General features: G+C 27.5%; 17 protein-coding genes and 1 pseudogene. 11 read left to right on the top strand and 7 right to left on the bottom strand.

Annotated features, from left to right (window positions below; genetic code table 4):
• Positions 1–126: 126 nt before the first annotated feature.
• The 4 genes from mutM to PWA39_RS02965 form a co-directional block, all read right to left on the bottom strand.
• A complete protein-coding gene (gene mutM, locus PWA39_RS02980) occupies positions 127–945 on the bottom strand; it encodes a DNA-formamidopyrimidine glycosylase (protein WP_069099306.1) in 819 nt (272 codons plus the stop codon).
• A 1-nt stretch (position 946) separates the two neighbouring features.
• Positions 947–1,381: a ribose 5-phosphate isomerase B gene (gene rpiB, locus PWA39_RS02975; protein WP_044283990.1), complete on the bottom strand. Its 435-nt coding sequence runs from the start codon at positions 1,379–1,381 to the stop codon at positions 947–949.
• A gap of 95 nt (positions 1,382–1,476) precedes the next feature.
• Positions 1,477–2,094, bottom strand: a complete 618-nt coding sequence (gene rpsD, locus PWA39_RS02970; RefSeq protein WP_010320876.1) for a 30S ribosomal protein S4 — start codon at positions 2,092–2,094, stop codon at positions 1,477–1,479.
• Positions 2,095–2,557: 463 nt separating this feature from the next.
• Positions 2,558–3,568 (bottom strand): IS256 family transposase, encoded by a 1,011-nt coding sequence (locus PWA39_RS02965; RefSeq protein ID WP_274827432.1) that lies wholly within the window; start codon positions 3,566–3,568, stop codon positions 2,558–2,560.
• Positions 3,569–4,742: 1,174 nt separating this feature from the next.
• Here PWA39_RS02965 and rpsP point away from each other — a divergent pair.
• The 6 genes from rpsP to pgsA are packed head-to-tail and all read left to right on the top strand — an operon-like array spanning position 4,743 to position 9,294.
• Positions 4,743–5,006 (top strand): 30S ribosomal protein S16, encoded by a 264-nt coding sequence (gene rpsP / locus PWA39_RS02960; RefSeq protein ID WP_044283988.1) that lies wholly within the window; start codon positions 4,743–4,745, stop codon positions 5,004–5,006.
• 21 nt (positions 5,007–5,027) lie between these two features.
• Positions 5,028–5,714 (top strand): tRNA (guanosine(37)-N1)-methyltransferase TrmD, encoded by a 687-nt coding sequence (gene trmD, locus PWA39_RS02955; protein ID WP_044283987.1) that lies wholly within the window; start codon positions 5,028–5,030, stop codon positions 5,712–5,714.
• 57 nt (positions 5,715–5,771) lie between these two features.
• Entirely contained in the window at positions 5,772–6,134 is a 363-nt protein-coding gene (gene rplS, locus PWA39_RS02950) for a 50S ribosomal protein L19 (protein WP_010320873.1), read from the top strand.
• Between the two features lie 15 nt (positions 6,135–6,149).
• Positions 6,150–8,054 carry a type I DNA topoisomerase gene (gene topA / locus PWA39_RS02945; protein ID WP_069099294.1) on the top strand — a complete coding sequence of 635 codons (1,905 nt, stop codon included), beginning with the start codon at positions 6,150–6,152 and terminating at the stop codon, positions 8,052–8,054.
• A 26-nt stretch (positions 8,055–8,080) separates the two neighbouring features.
• On the top strand, positions 8,081–8,725 hold the full coding sequence (locus PWA39_RS02940) for an MHJ_0274 family protein (protein ID WP_069099295.1): 645 nt from the start codon (positions 8,081–8,083) through the stop codon (positions 8,723–8,725).
• Positions 8,710–9,294 carry a CDP-diacylglycerol--glycerol-3-phosphate 3-phosphatidyltransferase gene (gene pgsA / locus PWA39_RS02935; protein ID WP_069099296.1) on the top strand — a complete coding sequence of 195 codons (585 nt, stop codon included), beginning with the start codon at positions 8,710–8,712 and terminating at the stop codon, positions 9,292–9,294. Before PWA39_RS02940 ends, pgsA begins: the two co-directional genes overlap by 16 nt.
• A 114-nt stretch (positions 9,295–9,408) precedes the next feature.
• On the opposite strand, the gene PWA39_RS02930 is transcribed toward pgsA, so the two are convergent.
• Positions 9,409–10,935: an IS1634 family transposase gene (locus tag PWA39_RS02930; protein WP_274827431.1), complete on the bottom strand. Its 1,527-nt coding sequence runs from the start codon at positions 10,933–10,935 to the stop codon at positions 9,409–9,411.
• 289 nt (positions 10,936–11,224) lie between these two features.
• Positions 11,225–12,829, bottom strand: a complete 1,605-nt coding sequence (locus PWA39_RS02925) for a CTP synthase (RefSeq protein ID WP_069099387.1) — start codon at positions 12,827–12,829, stop codon at positions 11,225–11,227.
• Positions 12,830–13,588: 759 nt separating this feature from the next.
• On the opposite strand from PWA39_RS02925, the gene PWA39_RS02920 reads away from it, so the two are divergent.
• From PWA39_RS02920 to PWA39_RS04070, 3 genes and pseudogenes are all read left to right on the top strand, one after another.
• The gene (locus PWA39_RS02920; RefSeq protein WP_069099385.1) at positions 13,589–15,196 is read left to right on the top strand and encodes an ATP-binding cassette domain-containing protein; all 1,608 of its coding nucleotides are present in this window, start codon (positions 13,589–13,591) and stop codon (positions 15,194–15,196) included.
• On the top strand, positions 15,180–16,757 hold the full coding sequence (locus PWA39_RS02915; protein WP_211264772.1) for an ATP-binding cassette domain-containing protein: 1,578 nt from the start codon (positions 15,180–15,182) through the stop codon (positions 16,755–16,757). Before PWA39_RS02920 ends, PWA39_RS02915 begins: the two co-directional genes overlap by 17 nt.
• 207 nt (positions 16,758–16,964) lie before the next feature.
• A pseudogene (locus PWA39_RS04070) lies at positions 16,965–18,140 on the top strand (IS256 family transposase).
• Positions 18,141–18,205: 65 nt separating this feature from the next.
• Here PWA39_RS04070 and PWA39_RS02905 read toward each other — a convergent pair.
• Positions 18,206–18,634 (bottom strand): hypothetical protein, encoded by a 429-nt coding sequence (locus PWA39_RS02905; RefSeq protein WP_069099383.1) that lies wholly within the window; start codon positions 18,632–18,634, stop codon positions 18,206–18,208.
• A 204-nt stretch (positions 18,635–18,838) separates the two neighbouring features.
• Here PWA39_RS02905 and PWA39_RS02900 point away from each other — a divergent pair, with 204 nt between their 5' ends.
• Both PWA39_RS02900 and PWA39_RS02895 read left to right on the top strand, forming a co-directional pair.
• Positions 18,839–19,021 (top strand): hypothetical protein, encoded by a 183-nt coding sequence (locus tag PWA39_RS02900; protein WP_069099382.1) that lies wholly within the window; start codon positions 18,839–18,841, stop codon positions 19,019–19,021.
• Positions 19,022–19,053: 32 nt separating this feature from the next.
• Positions 19,054–19,554, top strand: a complete 501-nt coding sequence (locus tag PWA39_RS02895; RefSeq protein WP_240534017.1) for a hypothetical protein — start codon at positions 19,054–19,056, stop codon at positions 19,552–19,554.
• Positions 19,555–19,631: the final 77 nt, after the last annotated feature.

Raw genomic sequence — 19,631 nt, 5'->3', positions numbered from 1 at the left:
TTTATGATTTTTCTAGTGTTTTAAAATATGCAATTAACTTTTGTCAAAAAAGTTAAAGAAGTACCCAAAAAACCGGGCACTTTTTTAAGATTATTTTATCAAACTGGGAAACTCGGGATAGGTTTTTTATTCAACTTGGCAAGTTGGGCAAAAATAAGTTCCTCTGCCAGCAACAACAACTTTTAAAATTTTTTCATTGCACTTAGTGCAAGGTAAATTTTTTTTAGTATGTACCTTCAAAAAATTTTGAAATTTACCCTCTTTAGCATTCAAAGAAGTATATGAATTTATACTTGATCCACCCAATTCAATTGATTTTTGCAGAATTTCTTTGCTCTTTTCAACGATTATTTTGGCCTGTTCTAATGTTATTTGGTTAGCAATTTTGTCTGGAGAAATTTTAGCTGCAAAACAAACCTCATCAGCATAAATATTTCCTAGCCCACTCATTATTTTCTGATCAAGTAAAATCGATTTGATTGAACGAGTTGATTTTTGGATTTTTTGGTAAAAATCCTCAACATTAATATAAAAAGGTTCAGGTCCTAAATCGACTAAGGGTTTAGTTTTGAATAAATTAAAATGATCTCTAATAACAAAAGTCCCGAATTTTCGACTATCATTATAATTTAAAACTGAATTATCTGAAAAAATAAAGGAAATATAGTCAAATTTATTTCATTTTGGATACTTATAAGTAAAATATTTCCCGTTCATTCGTAAATGTGAGAGTAAAACTTTTTGGTTATCTAAAAAAAATAAAATATGTTTAGCCCTATTTTGAACATCTATTATAGTCGAATTTTTGAGTACTTTTTGAAATTCAACAAATGAAATTTCTTTTATAAAACTCTCATCTTTAGCCAAAACATTGACTATTTTTTTACCGATAATCTCTTTTTTTAAGGCATTTACAACGGTTACAACTTCTGGCAATTCAGGCATTTTATTTGTCCAATTCGTCAATTCGAGATTGGTGACGGCCAGCTTCGTACTCTGCTTCTAAAAATTTATCAATAATTTTTTTAGATTCTTCAAGGGAATTAAATCTACCTGAAAGAGCAAGAGCATTTGCATTATTATGTAATTTGGCCAGAAAAGCATCATTTTCATTTGTTACTCTTGCGGCACGAATTCCTTTAAAACGATTTAGCGCATAAGACATACCAAGACCTGTTCCACAAATTCCAATTCCGATCTGATTTTCATTTTCAAGTAAAAAATTAGCTAACTTTTTCCCATAAATTGCATAAGAACTTGACTCATCATTATATGGTCCTAGGTCGGTAACTTGATGACCTAAGGATTCAAGATATTGAATTATTTCTTTTTTTCTCTCAAAACCAGCATGATCTGAAGATATAGCAAATTTTTTTGGCATTTTTCCCCCTTATTTTTTGTTAAATTATACCATTTTTAACAAAAAAAATCCAAACTAATAAAGGTTTGGATTTTTCAATTATATAGAATATTAGATTATTTACTGTAGAACTCAACAATTAGTGATTCTTTAATTTCCTGATTTAACTCAGAACGTTCCGGACGACGAGAAAAAACAACTTTGAAATTTTGTTTATCAACTTCAAGCCAAGGTGCGGCTGTTTTTGTTTCCAATGCTGTTAAAATTTGCTCGTTTTTACGGATTTTTTCATTTTTTAACTTAGTTAATTCAAATGTATCACCTTGTCTTAATTGATATGATGGAATATTAACTTTTTTTCCATTAACCAAAAAATGACCGTGGCTAACTAATTGACGAGCTTGACGACGAGTTTCGGCAAATCCTGCGCGATATACGGAATTATCAAGTCGAGATTCGAGTGCTTGTAAGAACAAAGTTCCGGCAATACCAGTTTTTTTAGTTGCTTTTTTATATGTATTTCTAAACTGTTTTTCTGATAAACCGTACATAAAACGGACTTTTTGTTTTTCACGAAGGTGAACACCGTAGTCAGAAAGTTTTGAACGTCTTTGACCATGTTGCCCTGGTGCGTATTTTCGTTGTTTACCTTTTGCAAATTCTTTTCCAGTTTCAAGAATAGAAAAGCCAACACGACGTGATTTTTTAAAAATTGGTCCTGTATAGCGTGACATTTTTTCTCCTTTTACTAATTTAATTTGCATTTTTAGACTAAAAAGAGAAAACTAAATATTTATTAAATGAATTCAAAATCTAATGTTTTCACCAACAGCAGGATACTCACAAATCTTGACAAATTTTGAATTTTTTTGAACAATATTTAATGCTGTTAATTTAAAAATGCAAAATAATTATAGCACATTTTAAAATTTTTGCAATATTTTTCCGAATTTTTAATTCCATTGAGTGACTAAATTTTATTTAATAAAAAATTTATCGTCTTGAAATTATTCCAGACCTTTTGTTAATATTTAACCACAAAAAAATAATTAACAAAACACCTGAGTTTGTCAGTTTGATGCCAAAAATTCACTTTTTAGCGAATATAAATACGCAAAAATACCGCTAAATCACGTTTTTTGGGGAGTGTTCATAATTTTGTGTTATAAATTTTTTATGCATTTTTAAAATAGAAATCTAATTTAATTTTACATTATTTAACCGATTAGGGAAAATAATTTCTAATTGTTTCTTAATTGTATCTCAATTTCTTACCTGCCTTTTTCATTTTATAGATGCGTTCTGGAGCGTTAAATAAGTTATTTTTGAAAGGTAATTTACACTTTGAATTCCGCCTTTTGTTTTTGTATTTTTCCTAATTAATCTATTTACTGATTCAATTGAATTTGTTGTATAAATTATTTGCCTCAATTCATATGGATATTTAAAAAATGTCGTTAATTCAACGAAGTTTGCATACCAAGACTTGATAATTGAAGGATATTTTTGACCTCATTTTTCCGCAAATTCATCAAGATTTTGCATTGCAGATTCTTGATTAATCGCTTGATAAATACTTTTCATATCCTGGGCAAACTCTTTTTTGTGCTTGTAAGAAACTTTTGAAAGCGAGTTTCTAATTTGGTGAACAACACATTTTTGAATATCTGTTTGCGGGAAAACCGCTTCAATTGCCTGACTAATTCCACTTAGATTATCACAAGAAATTATTAGAACATCTTGCAGCCCGCGAGTTTTTAGTTCGCTAAAAACATCAAGTCAATTACTTGCTGATTCGGTATTTTTAATCCAAAATCCCAGTATTTTTTTATTTCCTGCCAATCAATTGCAAGAATAAGATAAAGCGATTTCTTGACAAAAAACACCGTTTTCTTTAACATTAAAAAACATCCCATCAATGTACAAAATTGGATAGGAATTGTCAATTTTTTGCGATTTTCACTTTTCAATTTCAGGCAATAATTTGTTAGTAACTGAAGAAATTCAGCCGTTACTTACTTCTTTTTTATAGATATTTTTTATTGTGTTAGCAATATCTTCATATGACATTCCTGATGCAAAAAGTGAAAACACTTGTTCTTCGATATCGGCTAAATTTGTTTCGTATTTACCGATGAATTTGTTCTCAAAAGTGCCATTTCGATCTCTTGGTATTTTTAGACGAATATTACCATTTTTACAATTCACAGTTTTGCTCGAAAACCCGTTTCGGTTATTCGGTCTATGCACACCTTTTTGCTTCGATCGCCTTTTTCATAACCTAAATGATGGCTTAATTCCGCCATTAAGACCTCCTCAACAATATTTTTAAGCGCTTGCGAAATTTCGTTGTGAAAATCTTCTCTTTTACTTTTTTATAATCTACGTATTTGTTAGCAATTTTTCTAGCTTCTAACTGCAATGGGGATAATTGTTTTTGCTTTTTTTCATATTTTGGTCCTTTATGATAAATTTTATCAAAGCATATTTGCTTTAGTACACAAAATACTTAATATTCCCGTTTTTTGACGCCAAAATCTTAATTTTATTATTTTAAAATAAACCTTCTGCAAAAAAAAAAAAATGCTTGCTCTAAAATAAAATTATGTTATAATAAACAACACTAAGAATAATTAATAAATGAATATTAGAATTAAGGGGAATTAGTTATGTTTTTTATTGTATTAAAGTAAGATAATGCGAATTATCCATTATATTTTTAAATATGATGGAATGCCTTAAATTTGACCGTTTAGAAATCTACAAATTTATGGCTTTTGGTTATTGTTCTTTCAAAACTTCATATGTTTTTTAGGCTCGCTGCAAATAAAAACGAGTTTTCTATTTGCATTGAGTTTAAATAGTAGTTTTTTATGATTTTTGCCAGTATTTTAACTAAAAAAGCAGTTTAAAAATTTTGTAATTTTACTTTTTAAGTTAAAATTTTTATGTTTAAATTTAAAAAATTTAGATTTTATGGTAAACTATCTTTATTCAATTTTAATTTGCAAATTTATGAAACAATTTAGATTTAAATAATTTTATCAACAAAGATTTTTGCAAAACTAGCCACATCAATCCTATGATGAAAAGCTTCGAAAAAAGTTCCTTTGTTTTAGTAAATAACCATAAAAAAACAAAATTTATCATTATATAAGGCAATAATCAACTGTTAAAAAAAATTAGAACCACTTTTCTTAGAGAATATTTTAACTAAATATTTAATATATTTCAAGAAACAATAAAATTAACTGTGTTTGCTAATCTTTTTAGATTTTTCACGCTCAAAAATTATTTAAAAATTTGTTTTTTTATTATTTTATGATATAATTATTTAATTGCTTAATGAAAATAACCCAAAAAAGCTAGTAAAGGAACTAAAATGGTAAAAATTCGTCTTCAAAGAATGGGCTCTAAATTTAGTCCAATTTATAAAATAGTTGTCGCAGATGCGCGTGCACCTCGTGATGGTCGTTTTATTGAATCACTTGGATTTTATGATCCTCAAAAAAAAGTTGCTAGGGTTAATTTAGAAAAAACATATCGTTGATTGCATATAGGCGCTCAAACAACAAACACTGTGCGAACTATTTTTTCTAAAAAAGGTATTTTTGAAACTTTTTTAGAACAAAAACATTCAGCATAAAGTTCTTTCAAAACTTAAAAGATGAAAATTAATGTTTTAACATTGTTTCCCCGCTATTTTGAAACCTTTACTTCTGAATCAATCATTGGAAAGGCAATTCAAAGAGGAGATATATCAGTTAATATTATTAATTTTCGCGATTTTAGTCAAAATAAGCATCAAAAAGTAGATGATTATGTTTATGGCGGTGGCCCTGGCTTACTTTTGCAAATTCAGCCAGTTGTTGATGCTCTTGAAAAGGTTGGAGGCATAAAAATAGCCTTGAGCCCTCAAGGTAAAAAATTTGACCAAAATATTGCAAAAAAACTAGCAAAAGAGCCAGAAATAACTCTTTTATGTGGTCATTATGAAGGTTTTGATCAAAGAATTATTGATAATTTCATCGATTTTGAATTGTCTTTAGGTGATTTTGTTTTAACTGGGGGCGAAATAGCTGCAATGGCAATAATTGATGCAATTTCGCGTTTACAGCCAAACGTAATAAACCCAAATTCTTTAGATAATGAAACTTTTAATAATTTTTTATTAGATTATCCTCAATATTCTCGACCAGCAAATTTTCGTGGGTTATTAGTTCCTGAAGTTTTAATTTCAGGCAATCATAAAGAAATTGAATCCTGGCGTCAAAAGCAAAGAGAAATTAATACCCAAAAAAAACGCCCTGATTTATGAGAGAAGTATATAAAATTTAAAGAAAAAAATAGTTAAATAAATTTTTTTTATTATAATTTATAAATCAACAAAAAAATTTTTAAGGAGTAAGACATGCAAACAAGATTAATGGAAATTGTTGAAGCAACCCAAATACGTGATTTCCAAACTTTTCAGCCAGGCGATAACGTTCGTGTTCACGTTAAAATTCAAGAAGGTAATAAAAGTAGAATTCAAATTTTTGAAGGTTTAGTAATTAAATTTAAGAAAAATGGGCTATCTTCAAGCTTTGTAGTTCGTAAAATTTCTCACGGTGTTGGTGTTGAGAGAACATTTTTACTTCATTCTCCACTTGTTGACAAAATTGAAGTTGTCCGTTCAAACAAAGTTCGTCGCGCAAAATTATATTATATGAAGGAACGTTCTGGAAAATCTGCACGTCTTAAAGAAATTAAAAGAAAAGAATTAAAAAGTTAAAATTGTCCTTAAATCGTGGAAAAGCTAATAATTGTTGAATCTCCAAATAAAATCAATACGATTTCATCTTATCTAGATTCATCTTATACAGTAACATCTTGTGTTGGTCACATTACAAATTTGGCTAAAACTGGTGAATTTGGGCTTGGAATTAATTTAAAAACCTGAACACCTTCTTATGTAATTGATAAAACTAAGAGAAAAACTGTAACTGAATTAAAAAAATTAGCAAAAAAAGCTAAAACAGTCATTATAGCAACCGATGCTGATCGTGAAGGTGAGGCAATTGGTGCTTCACTTGTTGAATATCTTGATGTCGTTGATAAATATGAACGGATAAAATATAACGAAATTACAAAACCAGCAATTATTTCTGCTCTTGAAAATCCAGGTCGTCTAAATCAAGATTTGGTAAATTCGCAGCAAACTAGGCGAATGCTTGATCGAATTATTGGCTTTCGTCTTTCTTCGTTGTTAAAAACTAAAATTCAAAATGCACCTAAAATTCCTGCTGCCGGACGTGTTCAATCTATTGGCCTAAAATTAGTTGTTGAAAGGGAAGAAGAAATTAAAGCCTTTATTCCCGAGGTTTATTTCAATCTTTCAGTTCTATTAAAAGACGAAAAACACAATTCTTTTGAGGTTAATTATTATAATCCTGAAAATGAGTCCAAAAAATCTGACTGGATTTTTTCCCAGGAATCTTTGACAGAAATCACTGATGAAATTAAAACTAATCCGTTTTTAATTCTTGATGAATTTAAGATTTCTCAAAAAAAGGATGCTAAAATTTCACCTTTAAAACAAGCGACTGTTTTTAAAAAGATGTCGCAGTATTCGTCTTCTTCTGTTTCATTATCGCTACAAAAACTTTATGAAGGTTTTGGCGATCATGGTTTAATTTCCTATCCAAGAACTGATTCAACTCGTCTTAGTGAAACTTTTCTTCAAAAAGGACGCGAATTTATTTCAAAAAATTTTGGTAAAGATTATATAGCTAAATCAATCAAAGGTTTTGCTGGTGATCAAGATGCCCACGAGGCCATTAGACCAACAGATTTAGAACTTAGTCCTGAACAAGCAAAAGAAAAATATCCTTTAAGTCAACTAGATTTCCAAATTTACCAATTAGTTTATAATACAACACTTGCAGCAATGATGGAAGTTCCTGTTCGGAAAATTACCCGTCTATTATTTAAAACATCCTCAAAAAAACACAATTTTACTTATTCATTTTCAGAATTTGTATTTGATGGATACTTCAAGGCAACAGAACTTCCAGAATTAAAATTCAAACCTGAATTTGAATCATTAGATAATTTAGTTGACTCAAAATTTGAAGTTGATTCAAATTTTGAGAAAACTATTAAAGAATCCAGGCACGAAACCCAACCACCGGCAAGATTTAATGATGGTACTTTAATTGAAAAGTTAGATGATATCAAAGTTGGTCGTCCATCAACGTTTGCAATTTCAGTTAAAAAACTTAAAGATCACTTATATGTTCAAAGTGAGTCAAAAGCGTTAATTCCGAGCGAATTTGGGCGAATAGTTTTGGAAAATCTTTTAAAAATTTCACCAGATATTATTAATACTAATTTTACTGCTAAAATTGAAGAAGAACTTGATTTGATTGCTCAAGGAAAACAAGATTATAAGGAATTTCTTGATAATTTTTGAACACAAATAGAGAAAATTACAGATTCATCAAAACCGCTTGAAAAAATAGTTATGGAAATTGAAACAACTGGTGAAAAATGTCCTGAATGCAGTATGGATTTGGTTTACCGTTACAATCGAAAAACTTCACAGCGTTTTATTGCATGCAGTGGTTTTCCTAAATGTCGCTTTCTAAAACCTGATCCTGAAAGCAAAAATACCTATAATTTTAAGGCAAAATTTAAGAAAAAAACAAAATAGATAGCTATATTTTTTAATTTTTATTTATGGTTGATACTAATTTAATAGTCGTAATTGCACTGCTCACAACACTAATCATAGGATTTTTAGCCTATGGTTTTATTTCAAATCGTCTTAAATTAAGGCGACTAAAGATAGAAAAAGCTGAACTTAAGGAATTAAGCAACAAAACCTTAGCAATTTTTTTAGCACGAATTATTGTAATAATTGAAAAAAATATTGATTTAGTATCAAATTTTGTTGTTGGCGCTAATCTTAAAATGTCAGATGTAAACAATTTAGCGCGCGTTCACCTTGAGGTTCTCCAAAATGATCAAGTTGTGTCCCAAATTATTCAAACAGGGTATGAAACTGAAAAAATTTTTTTCAATAATATAAATATTTTATCCAAAAGTAAATCAAATTTATGAGCAAAACATAATGCTAAGGAACTTAATTATTTCACTGATTTTGCTAGTTATTTGAAAAAATTTGACAAAAATATTCTTGGATTATATAATGACGAAAAAATCCGCTTTTTGAAATACTATAGTCATTTAATTGCTGATTTAAAACAAAAAAAAGTTAAAATTGACGATCTCTCAACATTAAGTCAGCAATATTTTGATCAAAATCGCATTCCGACAAAACCGATTAAGCTACCTTTTTGAAAAAAATGAAGAAAAAAATAGATATTTTATTTTATTTTATTAATTTTTTAACTTTTTTTCGTCTTCTTGGCGGCTTAATAATTTTTATTTTACTCTTTCTTTTTTCCAAATATAATTATTTTTCGCTATTTTATATAGCGTTTTTCTTTTTTGTTGCTTCAAGTTTGACCGATTTTCTTGATGGTTACCTTGCCCGAAAATTTAGTCTTGAGTCAGAATTAGGGAAAATATTTGACCCAATAACTGATAAAATACTGACAACCACAACTTTTTTTCTCTTATCTTATTTAGAATTAACGCCGTGATATCTTGTTTTGGTTTTTGTTTTGCGCGACATTATTGTTGATGGCTTTCGTATTTTTCTTGCCAAAAAAAACATTAACGTAGCTGCTAATTTTTTAGGAAAACTAAAGACAGTTTTACAAATTTTAGCAATTGTTATTATTTTCCTTGGATACTCAATTAGTGCTGAAATTTTTATAAAACACTATTATTTATTTAATTTGACAACTATTTTTGCAGCAATTATATCAGTAATTTCTGGTATTTATTATGTTGCCCCAGTCTTTAAATTAGTAAAAAAACAATAGTTTAGTACTTATTTTTAATAATCCCGAGTTTCCCAGTTTCATAAGGTAATTTTAAAAAAGCATCTGGTTTTAGGCAGTTTTTAAGTTTTTCGGTAAAAGTTAATAACAATTTTTTTACTGATTTATTAACACATCATAGTAAAAATCATACCTATTTCAAATATTCGGATCACTAGGAACACCATCTCGATTTTTAAATGTTATTTGCTGATCTAAAGTGTTAAATTCAACCCTTTGCCTTAATTTTTGCAACATCGTTACTAAACCAACCTCAGTTAATTGATTGTTTTCAAATAACTTGTTATCACTAATATGTTTGTTGATTTTAAATATTATAGTTTTTAAAATAACTAGTGAGATAAAACACAAAAGTGTATGAGCTAGGATATGCTCGTCAATTCTTAAAAATACGAGTAGAATATTCAATAAACCTTTTAGACTTCTAAAATTAGCTTCAATATTTGGCTGTTTATGGTATTTTTCAACTATGTCTAAGACATTTAAATTTAGTATATTTGTTTCATAAACATAGTAGCCATCAAATTGTTTGTCTTTGTCAATTTTATTTTGATCTAATTCAAATTTCATGTTTGAAATTTCCTTAAAATATTTAGGTTTTTTACCAAACAATTTGTTTACTTCAATAAAACCATCTTTATTTTGCTTTTTAATAAAACTTTCGATTTGCTCTTCGCGAGCTTTGCTGTCTTTTATTGCTCTTTTTTGTGCTGTAAGTAATAATTCTTCTTCTAATATTTTCAGTGTATCTTTTATTTTTATAAGATGAATAAAATTCTTCTTTTTATACTTAAAATCAGCATTTACATTAACATAATCGCTAGGATCTAGTAAATAATTTTTGAATTTTTGAGTTCCTACCTTTGCACGATAAGAAATAATGAAATTATAGTTTCTTGATTCAAGAAATCGAATATTTGCGGCAGTTGACATGCCACGATCAGCGATTATTGTCATATTTTTGATATTATATTTGGATTCAACATCTAATACAAAAGGGATTAATGTACTAGAATCGCCGGTATTTCCTTTAAAAACTTTAATATGAAAAGGAATACCATTTTTATCACACGCTAAGCCAATGACAATTTGGTCTTCTTTGAATTTAGCATCTTTAGAATAACCAGGAATTCTTAATCCATTTCTTTCAAATGTCTCAAAATAGACTGTTGATGAATCAAAATAAAATTCACTGTCCCTTTTTCCAAGTTCGCTTATAACCATTTTGTTGACGCTATTTAAAAGTTGATTTTGTGACTCATAGACAAGATCTAAAAGTCTATAAAAGCTATTTTTGGAAGTATTTATTTGATTTGAGTAGTCATCCTTTTTATCAAAAGCATTAATAATGCTGCCAGGATCAGTGATCCGTTTTGAAATTAAGTAGTTAAAAATTTCCTTCATATTTTTATGTCTACTTTTAGGAAGTGATTCAAAAATATTGTGCTTTTCAATAAGTTTTTCAATTAATTCCCCGCCAACAAAAACCGAACCTTCGATTATGCTTGAATTTTTAATAGAATCAAGTAAAATAGCCTTGACTTTATCTTTGTCATCTAAATTTGAAAACAATTTCAATTTTTCTTTGATAATTTGAACAGCATTTGGATTAATTTTTTCCAAATTCCGCTCATTTCCTAAACTAAATCAACGTTTTGGATCTTTGGAATAACCTTGTGTTCAGCCAACATATTTATATGGTTTATCTTTTGAAGATCCTTAAACACTAAATAAAAACAAATTTTGTTTTTTCATAATGTATAATTATACCATAAAATTACTTAAAATGCTACCAATTAAAATTAAGGTTTTACATTCAAAAAGCACCGATTTACGGGTCTTTTTTCATATTTATATTCACTAAAAAGTGAATTTTTGCCTTCAAACTGGGAAACTCGGGAAAAACAATAGTTTAGTACTTATTTTTAATAATAGTTTCAAAAAAACTATTAAAAAGCGGGTGAGATTCTAGCGGTCTTGTTACAAATTCAGGATGATATTGGACACCAATATAAAAAATATGAGATTTAGATTCACAAACTTCAATTAAATTAGAAACTGAATCTCGACCAGTAAAACTAAAGTCAGAATTCTCAAGTTGGTCAACATATTTTTGAACAACTTCAAATCGATGACGGTGTCTTTCATATGCAAAAGAAGTTCCATAAATTTGGGCAATTCTGGAATTTTGCGCAAAAACAACCTTATACTCACCAAGTCTGAGAGTTCCACCAATTTGAAGTTTAGAACCATCAATTTTATTATAATCAAGAACACTTGTTTGGTTAGGTTTTTCTGCTAAAAATTCAGCCGAATGCGCGTTTTTAATCCCATTTAGTCGCGCAATTGCAACTGTCATTGCTTGCATTCCAAGGCAAATTCCAAATGTTGGAATATTATTTTGATAAGTAAAAATAGCAGATTCTACTTTATTTTCAAATCCACGAAAACCAAAACCTGGTAAAATTATTATACCATCAAAATTTTTTAACTGACTAGTTGAAAAATTTAGATCAGCTGTATTAATAAATTCTAATTCTAAATTTACCTTTTGGTAGGCGGCTGTTATTTTAAGGGCTTCTAAAATTGACTTATAAGCATCTAAAAATTGTGTGTATTTTCCAAGTGCACCTATTTTTATTGTTTTATCTCATTTTTTTAATAATAAATTAGTAAAATCTCTCCATTTGTCTAATTTAGGTTGTCTATGTTCTAATTCAAAATGGGAAAAAATAGCATTTAATAGGTTAGATTTTTCTAATAACAACGGAAGTTGGTAGATATTTTTAAGATTTGGAATAACAATAACATTTTCTAATGGCAAAAAGGCACTTTTTGCAACTTTTTTTGCAACATGATCATCAATTTGATCATGTTCAAGTCGCAAAAAAATCGCATTTGCACGAATTCCGCGCGAATTTAATTCAGCTATAGAAAACTGAGCCGGTTTAGTTTTAAATTCATTAGAAGCATTCAAAAAAGGAATGTAGGTTGTGTGAATAAAAAACACATTTTTAAAATTTGACTCAGCGGCCATCTGTGAGGCTGCAAAGAAAAACGGATTTGATTCCATATCACCAACAGTCCCACCAATTTCAACTAAAATAAAATCACTTTGGTATTTATTGCCAACACTTTTGATTCGTGAAATAATTTCATCAATTACATGCGGAATTATTTGGACAGTTTTTCCTTGATAAAAACCTTTTCTCTCTTTTTTAATAATTGAAAGTAAAATTTTACCACTTGTGTGATTTGAATCTTTTGAAAAATTTTGACCAACAAATCGCTCGTAATGACCTAAATCTAAATCAGTTTCACCACCATCGGCGGTTACAAAAACTTCACCATGTTCATAAGGTGATAAAACCCCTGGATCAACATTTAAATATGGATCCAGTTTCAAAATATAAACCGAATAGCCGCAATTTTTTAATAAATTAGCAACCGAAGCAACTGAAACACCTTTGCCAATCCCGGATAAAACTCCACCGCTGACAAAAATATATTTTGGCATAATTTTTCCTTTGATAACAAATTATACCATAAATTTCATTTTTTCCTATAAATTGTTAAAAAATTAGCATAATAATTTGTAAGAAAACATTTTTAAGTTAATACGAAAATGCTGCATTGAATTAGCGCAAAAAATTTAACTTTTTAATTTTTAAGCAAAAGGCGATTTTCTTCACACTAGTAAAGATTAAAAAAACAAATTACTATTAAAGCCGAGAAAAAATGTCTCGTTTTTTAGTAAATTAGATATTATTTATTATTTTTAAGTTTTAATTTGAAATACTGAAAGATTAATAACATGCAACAGATTCATAGTTTTTTTGATTTAGTTAGTTTTATTTAATGCCTATAACCAATAAAAAGCATAGAAAATTTTATTAGTTTTTTCTTTTTAAAATTATATTAAAATGTTAAAATTATGAAAAAAATATTGCGGGTGTATGCGATGAAATTCCTACATTTAATTTTATTACCACAATCAGACAAAACTACATTTTTTGGCCATGTTAGACAAATTTTCTAAAAACTTCATATGTTTAAGTTCTAAAACAGAAAAAATATTAAGTAAAATTTCATTATTTAATGACAAGTTTTTTAATAAAACTTCTGCTTTTTTAGTTAATATTCCCCAAAAAAATTTAAAAATTAATAATTATAAGTCAAAAATTTATACCTCTATAATAATAATTTCAGAACTATTCGCTTAATTACTTGCCCTAAATATTTATACTATCTTAATTAGAATAATTGTGGAGAAAAAATGAACATTTTCAAATTATTCAACCTAGCAAGAGCAAAATTCATACTAATAATTTTTATAATATTTATAAAAGAAGTAGGTCTTCTAGTTCACATTTTTAGTTATAAATTTGTTATTGAATTTTTTGCTGAAGAAAAACCTACCCTTAATTTAGGTTTGACCTTGGTTATGCTTATAGCACCACTTGGAATTTTTATCCTTTTTTCATTTCTAAAAGGTTGGATTTTTAGTCTTTTAGAAATGGATATCAGGAATAAATTAAGCGATATTATTATTAAAAAAATTCAAAACAGCTCCTATTTTGATTTGAAATTTAACAGAAATTCTATGATTTCCTGGTTTAATTATGATCTTAGACTTGCTTTGGAAATAATTGGTAACTTTTTAAATATAGTAACTCCACTTATATCAATTTTTGGTGCAATCTCATTAATGATAATTTTGTCATTAAATTGAAGTTGAATTTTGATTTTATCAACCATGATTTTAAGTTTAGTTTTGCTATTGTTTCAACAAAAAATTAACAAGTTTGCATCAGGTCCAGTCATGAATCTATCAAGAAATAGCGAAATTTTTTCACAGCATAATTTAGGGCTTCTTAATTCATTTAAATCATTTTATTTTCACAATAAAATAGAAAAATTTAAACAATTATTTTACACAAGTTATAAAAATTTTTCTGAAAAACAAATAAAAGAGTATAAAAAAGTGACAAAATTAAATGTTTGATTAAATGTTTTATTTAGTATTTCAGTAGCATTTATTATAATGGAAATATCAGTTTTAACATTTTATAATTTTTATAGTTTGACCGTTTTTCTATCACTACTTTTATATTCAAATCGATTGCATTCTGATATTGGTGGTATCGTTCTGGCATTATTTTCATACAAACAATCGTCATTTTTGTTTGACAAAATTGTTGAAGATAATAATTTGCCAGAACAAAAAATAATGATTGAAGAACCTATTGATAGTATTGAATTTCAAAATGTTAGTTTTAAATTTGAAGATAAAACTATCATTGATAATTTCAATTTTGTTTTCGAAAAAAATAAAAAATACTTGATTTCAGCACCAAATGGTGCTGGAAAATCTACCCTAATTAAAATAATTTCCGGAGTTTATGACACATACGAAGGTAAAATCTTAATAAATAATAACTATGAGCAGAAAGAATTGCACCAAAAATATCTAAGAGACCAAATCGGACTTATTGATAACCAAAATTTGATTTTTAACACAAGTCTCAAAAACAACATTACTTTATTTGCAGAAAATCCAGATTATCAAAAGTTAAATTCAATTCTGACATCACTAGAAATTGACTTTGACCTTGAAGCCCAAATTAGTTCTAATAATCTTTCAGAAGGTCAAAAACAAAAAATTGTTTTTGCACGGCTCCAATATTCTCCTATTAAATTTTGATTAATTGATGAAGCTTTTGACAATATTCAGAAGGATTATTCAAATATTTTATTAGGTCAATTGTTAAAAAATCCCGAATTCACTATTATTTTTGTCAGCCATCATATAAGTGATTTGCAAAAATTAGGCTTTGATGAAATAATTAACCTGGAGAAAAGTAATCATGAAAAAAATAGTTAAATTGCATATTTTTAATATTTTTTATTCACTTTTTATATTTTGTCTTACTGGTCTTTCGGTAGTTACAAAAAGATTTTTATACCAGGCTTTATTAGATAATAACCAAGTTCAAATGTGAATTTGGTTAGGCTTAGATATGTTTGCAATTATAATTAGCTCCCTTTTATCTGTTATTTATAATTCACTTTTTACAAGAATTTTTGGACAATTAAGTGCGGTAAAATTAATTAAAGAAAAATTGAGTATATTTAACAATTTATCATATAAAGAATATGTTAAAAATACGCCTGGAAACTATTTTTCATTGTTTTTTAATGAGGCTTTCACAAAGGGTGAGTCACTTTTTGCATTTTTATTTTATATTATTTCTTTAATTTTTCCAATTATTGCAATTTTGGCAACTATTTTTTATATAAATCCAATAATTGGTGCAATAGTTTTTGGTTTGACATTGCTTTGAATTAGTTTTCCCGTTTTTTTTAGAAAATTTTTTAGTGAAAAAATTAGACAACAACTAGACTCGCTTGAAAATTTAAACAGCGAATTTAGCGAAAAATTAAATAAATTTGAGGCATTTTTATTTTTCGGTAAAATTCATTTACTAAAAAAAATCCTAAAACCAACATCAAAAAACGCAAGTTTTATGCAAAGAAAATATACATTCTGGGATCAATTTAATGCAAATATAAATTTAACAATTCGCAAATTATTTTTAATTTTAACGGATTTAGCAATCATTTTTTTAGGAATTTATTATGAAAATCCAGCATCAACAATTATTGCTTTGGTAACTATCAATAGTGCCAATCAGTTATTTATCAGTGATTTTAACACTTTTATTGTTCTGGTTGTTCAATATTTGTCATTAAAAAGGCAATTTAAAGATTCTAAATTAAATGAAAATAAGCCTATAACAAACTTGAATTTTGAAGATTTTACAGAAAAAATTCATAAAATTAGCGTCAAAAACTTGAATTTTGACTATGAAAATAAAAAAGTGCTAGAAAATATTAATTTTGAAATTATAGGTGGTAAAAAATATTTGCTTCAAGGTGATAATGGCTCTGGAAAATCGACGTTTTTAAAGATTTTAATGGGTATTGAGCGCGATTATAAAGGTGAGATTTTTTTCAATTCAACTAATTTAGAAACAATTTCTGATAAAAATATTATTCAAAATATAAGTTTTATTGATAATAATCCGGCCTTAATTGAAGGTAATTTAGCTGAAAATATCAGTTTTTATTCAAAAACTGATCTTGAAAAAATCAATGAATTAATTAATTTAATTAATTTAAATGACCTAAAAAACAAAAACTTAATTAATTACCAAGAAAAAACAGATCTATCAGTTGGACAAAAACAGTTAATTAATTTTGCAAGTCATGTTTTTGAAACAAAAAAAATATTAATTATCGATGAAGGTTTTTCAAATCTTGACAAATCAAATATTAATAATCTTATAAATTGACTACTTGAGCAAGATGTTACCCTCTTGTTAGTTTTGCATAATTTAGACCAAAATTTAGCTGAAAAATTCGATTTTTGTCTAAAATTTTAAAAATGACAATGTACAAAAATAAAAAAATTTTTACCTTAGCAGCAAAAAACAAGCTTTTTGCCCATCAATTTCGATAATATTAAGTATTTTGTGTTCTAATGTAAATCTTTTTTGATAAAATTTATCTAAAGGACAAAAATATGAAAAAAGAGCAAAAAACATTATCCCCAGTTGAGTTAGAAGCTAAAAAAATAGCTAACAAACACGCTGATTATAAAAAATTAAAAAAAGAAGATTTTGACAACGAAATTTCGCATATGTTTAAAACTTTTGTTGAGACGCTTCTAAATGTGGAATTAAGCCAACATTTAGGCTATGAAAAAAGGGACCGAAGTAAAAAAGGTGTGCATAGACCAAACAAGCGAAATGGGTTTTCGAGCAAAACTGTGAATTATAATAGTAATAATATGCACCTAAAAATACCAAGAGATCGAAATCGCACTTTTAAGAACAAATTAATCGGTAAATACGAAAAAAGTTTAGGAAATATCGAAGAGCAAGTGTTTTCGCTTTTTGCATCAGGGATGTCATATGAAAATATTGTTAATACAATAAAAAATATCTATAAAAAGGAAAAAGATAACGACTGAATTTCTTCAGTTGCTGGCAAATTATTACCTGAAATTGAAAAGTGAAAATCGCAAAAAATTGACAATTCCTATCCAATTTTGCACATTGATGAGATGTTTTTTAATGTTAAAGAAAACGGTGTTTTTGTCAAAAAATCACTTTATCTTATTCTTGCAATTGATTGGCAGGACATTAAAAAAGTACTGGGATTTTGGATTAAAAATAGCGAATCAGCAATTAATTGAGTTGATGTTTTTAGTGAACTAAAAAATCGCGGGCTACAAGATGTTCTAGTAATTTCTTGTGATAATCTAGGCGGAATTAGTCAAGCAATTGAAGCACTTTTCCCGAAAACAGATGTTTAAAAATGTGTTGTTCGCCAAATTAGAAACTCGCTTTTAAAAATTTCTAACAAGGTCAAAAAACAGTTTGCCTATGAAATGAAAAAGATTTATCAAGAATCTGCAATGCAAAATCTTGATTAATTTGCGAAAAAATGAGGCTAAAAACATCCTTTAATTATCAAATCTTGGTATGGAAATTTCGTTGAATTAACGACATTTTTAAATGTCCATATGAATTAAGGCAAGCAATTTATACGATAAATTCAATTAAATCAGTGAATAAATTAATTAGCAAAAATACAAAAATAAAATCCGGAATTCAAAGTGTGAATTACCTTTCAAAAATAACTTATTTAACACTCCAAAACGCATCTAAAAAATGACAAATGCAGCTAAGAAATTGGCAGATATTAAAAAACATTTAGGAATTATTTTCCCTAATCGATTAAATAATGCAAAATTAAATTAGATTTTATCATAAAAAATCCATAAAATTTAAAACACAAAATTATGAACACTCCCAACTCGTTAGAATTAGAAAACAATACTACCTTTTGGAAAAGGTTCGTGTTTGTCATTAAATACTGATTTGTAAAATTCAGCTGGTGTATCTGCGAAAGTTACAAGTTCTAGGTCTTTATTTTTAAATTGATCTTCTCAATTCTTTAGTATTGCGTTTAAAATATTAGTAATTAAATTTCCAGAAAAATTTAAGCGTTGAAGTATTTTAAAAAGTTCGATAATTTGGGTTTGGCGGGTAATTCTAACTTCGGCAATAAGTGCATCAAAATAAATGCTGCAAAATACTATTCTAATAGGTGTACTTTGTAATTGTTGATAAGTAAGGTTGTAAGGTTTTAATACGATAACTTTTTTTTCGAATGCATACCATTGTTCATAAGCAACTTTATATGAGTCTGTAGGTTTAAGATATAATCGCTCGTTTATTTTAAATGTTTTCATTATTTAGTTAAGTCCTCCAAATTATGAAATTGTTCATTTTTTTTACTAATTTATAGCTTAAATCTATAAGTGTAAAAATGCAACGTCAGTATTATTTTGTTTTATTCTAATAATAAATTGTACAATAAAAAAAAAAAAAAAAGTAAGTTTGTAAGTTTAAGTTAGTATATTAATTTCAGGCACATTCAAAAAAGGTGTGTAAAAATGAAACAATACAAATTCACAATTGGAAGCAAATTTAAATACATCAAAATTGCCGAATCTAAAGGTCTAAAAAACGCAATTTTGCATTTTGCTGAAGAATTTAGACAAATTTATAAAATAAATCAAAAAGTAAAAATCTCCATAAAGAACGAAATTTGCATATATATGGTAATAATTTGATAGCAAATTGGCAAAAAAAGTATTATAATAATGGTATGAAAAGTCCAATAAATGCTGGTGGGAAAAATAAATCTCCACGCAAACCAAAAAAGAAATATACTATTAACGATCTTTCTGAAAATGATCGTGTAATTTATCAAGAAATAGTGGAAAATGTTCTTAGAAGTTCAGGGATTAAGCACGCAATTGTTGTTGAGGAGCTTAAAAAACGAAAACAACAACAAGAAAATTATAAAGATAAAATCGAAAATAGCACTAGAATTTCTAGTATTTTAAATGTTAATCGCTCTTCGATTTATGAAAAAATAAGGGTGAAAAAACCACCAAAGGAAATAGTTTATGATGAAAAACTACTTGAGTGAATTCGTAAAAATTTCATTTTAAATGGAAAAGCAAAAGGACGCGACGCCCTATATAAGATTTACAAAAATGAGGGAAATTTTGTATCCACGTATGTGTTTCAAAAACACTACGAATTTTTAGGAATAAAATCAATTGCCTATAAAAAGAAAGGAAAAGGAACACCAAAAGAGTAAAAGTTTTGCGAATTTAGGCTGAAGATCATATCAAAAGTAAATTTAGCTTAGAAAATTTCGGTGAAAAATGCCTTGCT

Origin of the sequence: Mesomycoplasma ovipneumoniae ATCC 29419, assembly GCF_028885435.1 — a bacterium.
GTDB classification, from domain to species: domain Bacteria; phylum Bacillota_I; class Bacilli_A; order Mycoplasmatales; family Metamycoplasmataceae; genus Mesomycoplasma; species Mesomycoplasma ovipneumoniae.
The sequence above is the reverse complement of the archived record's forward strand: the minus strand, read 5'-3'. Positions and strand labels throughout refer to the sequence as shown.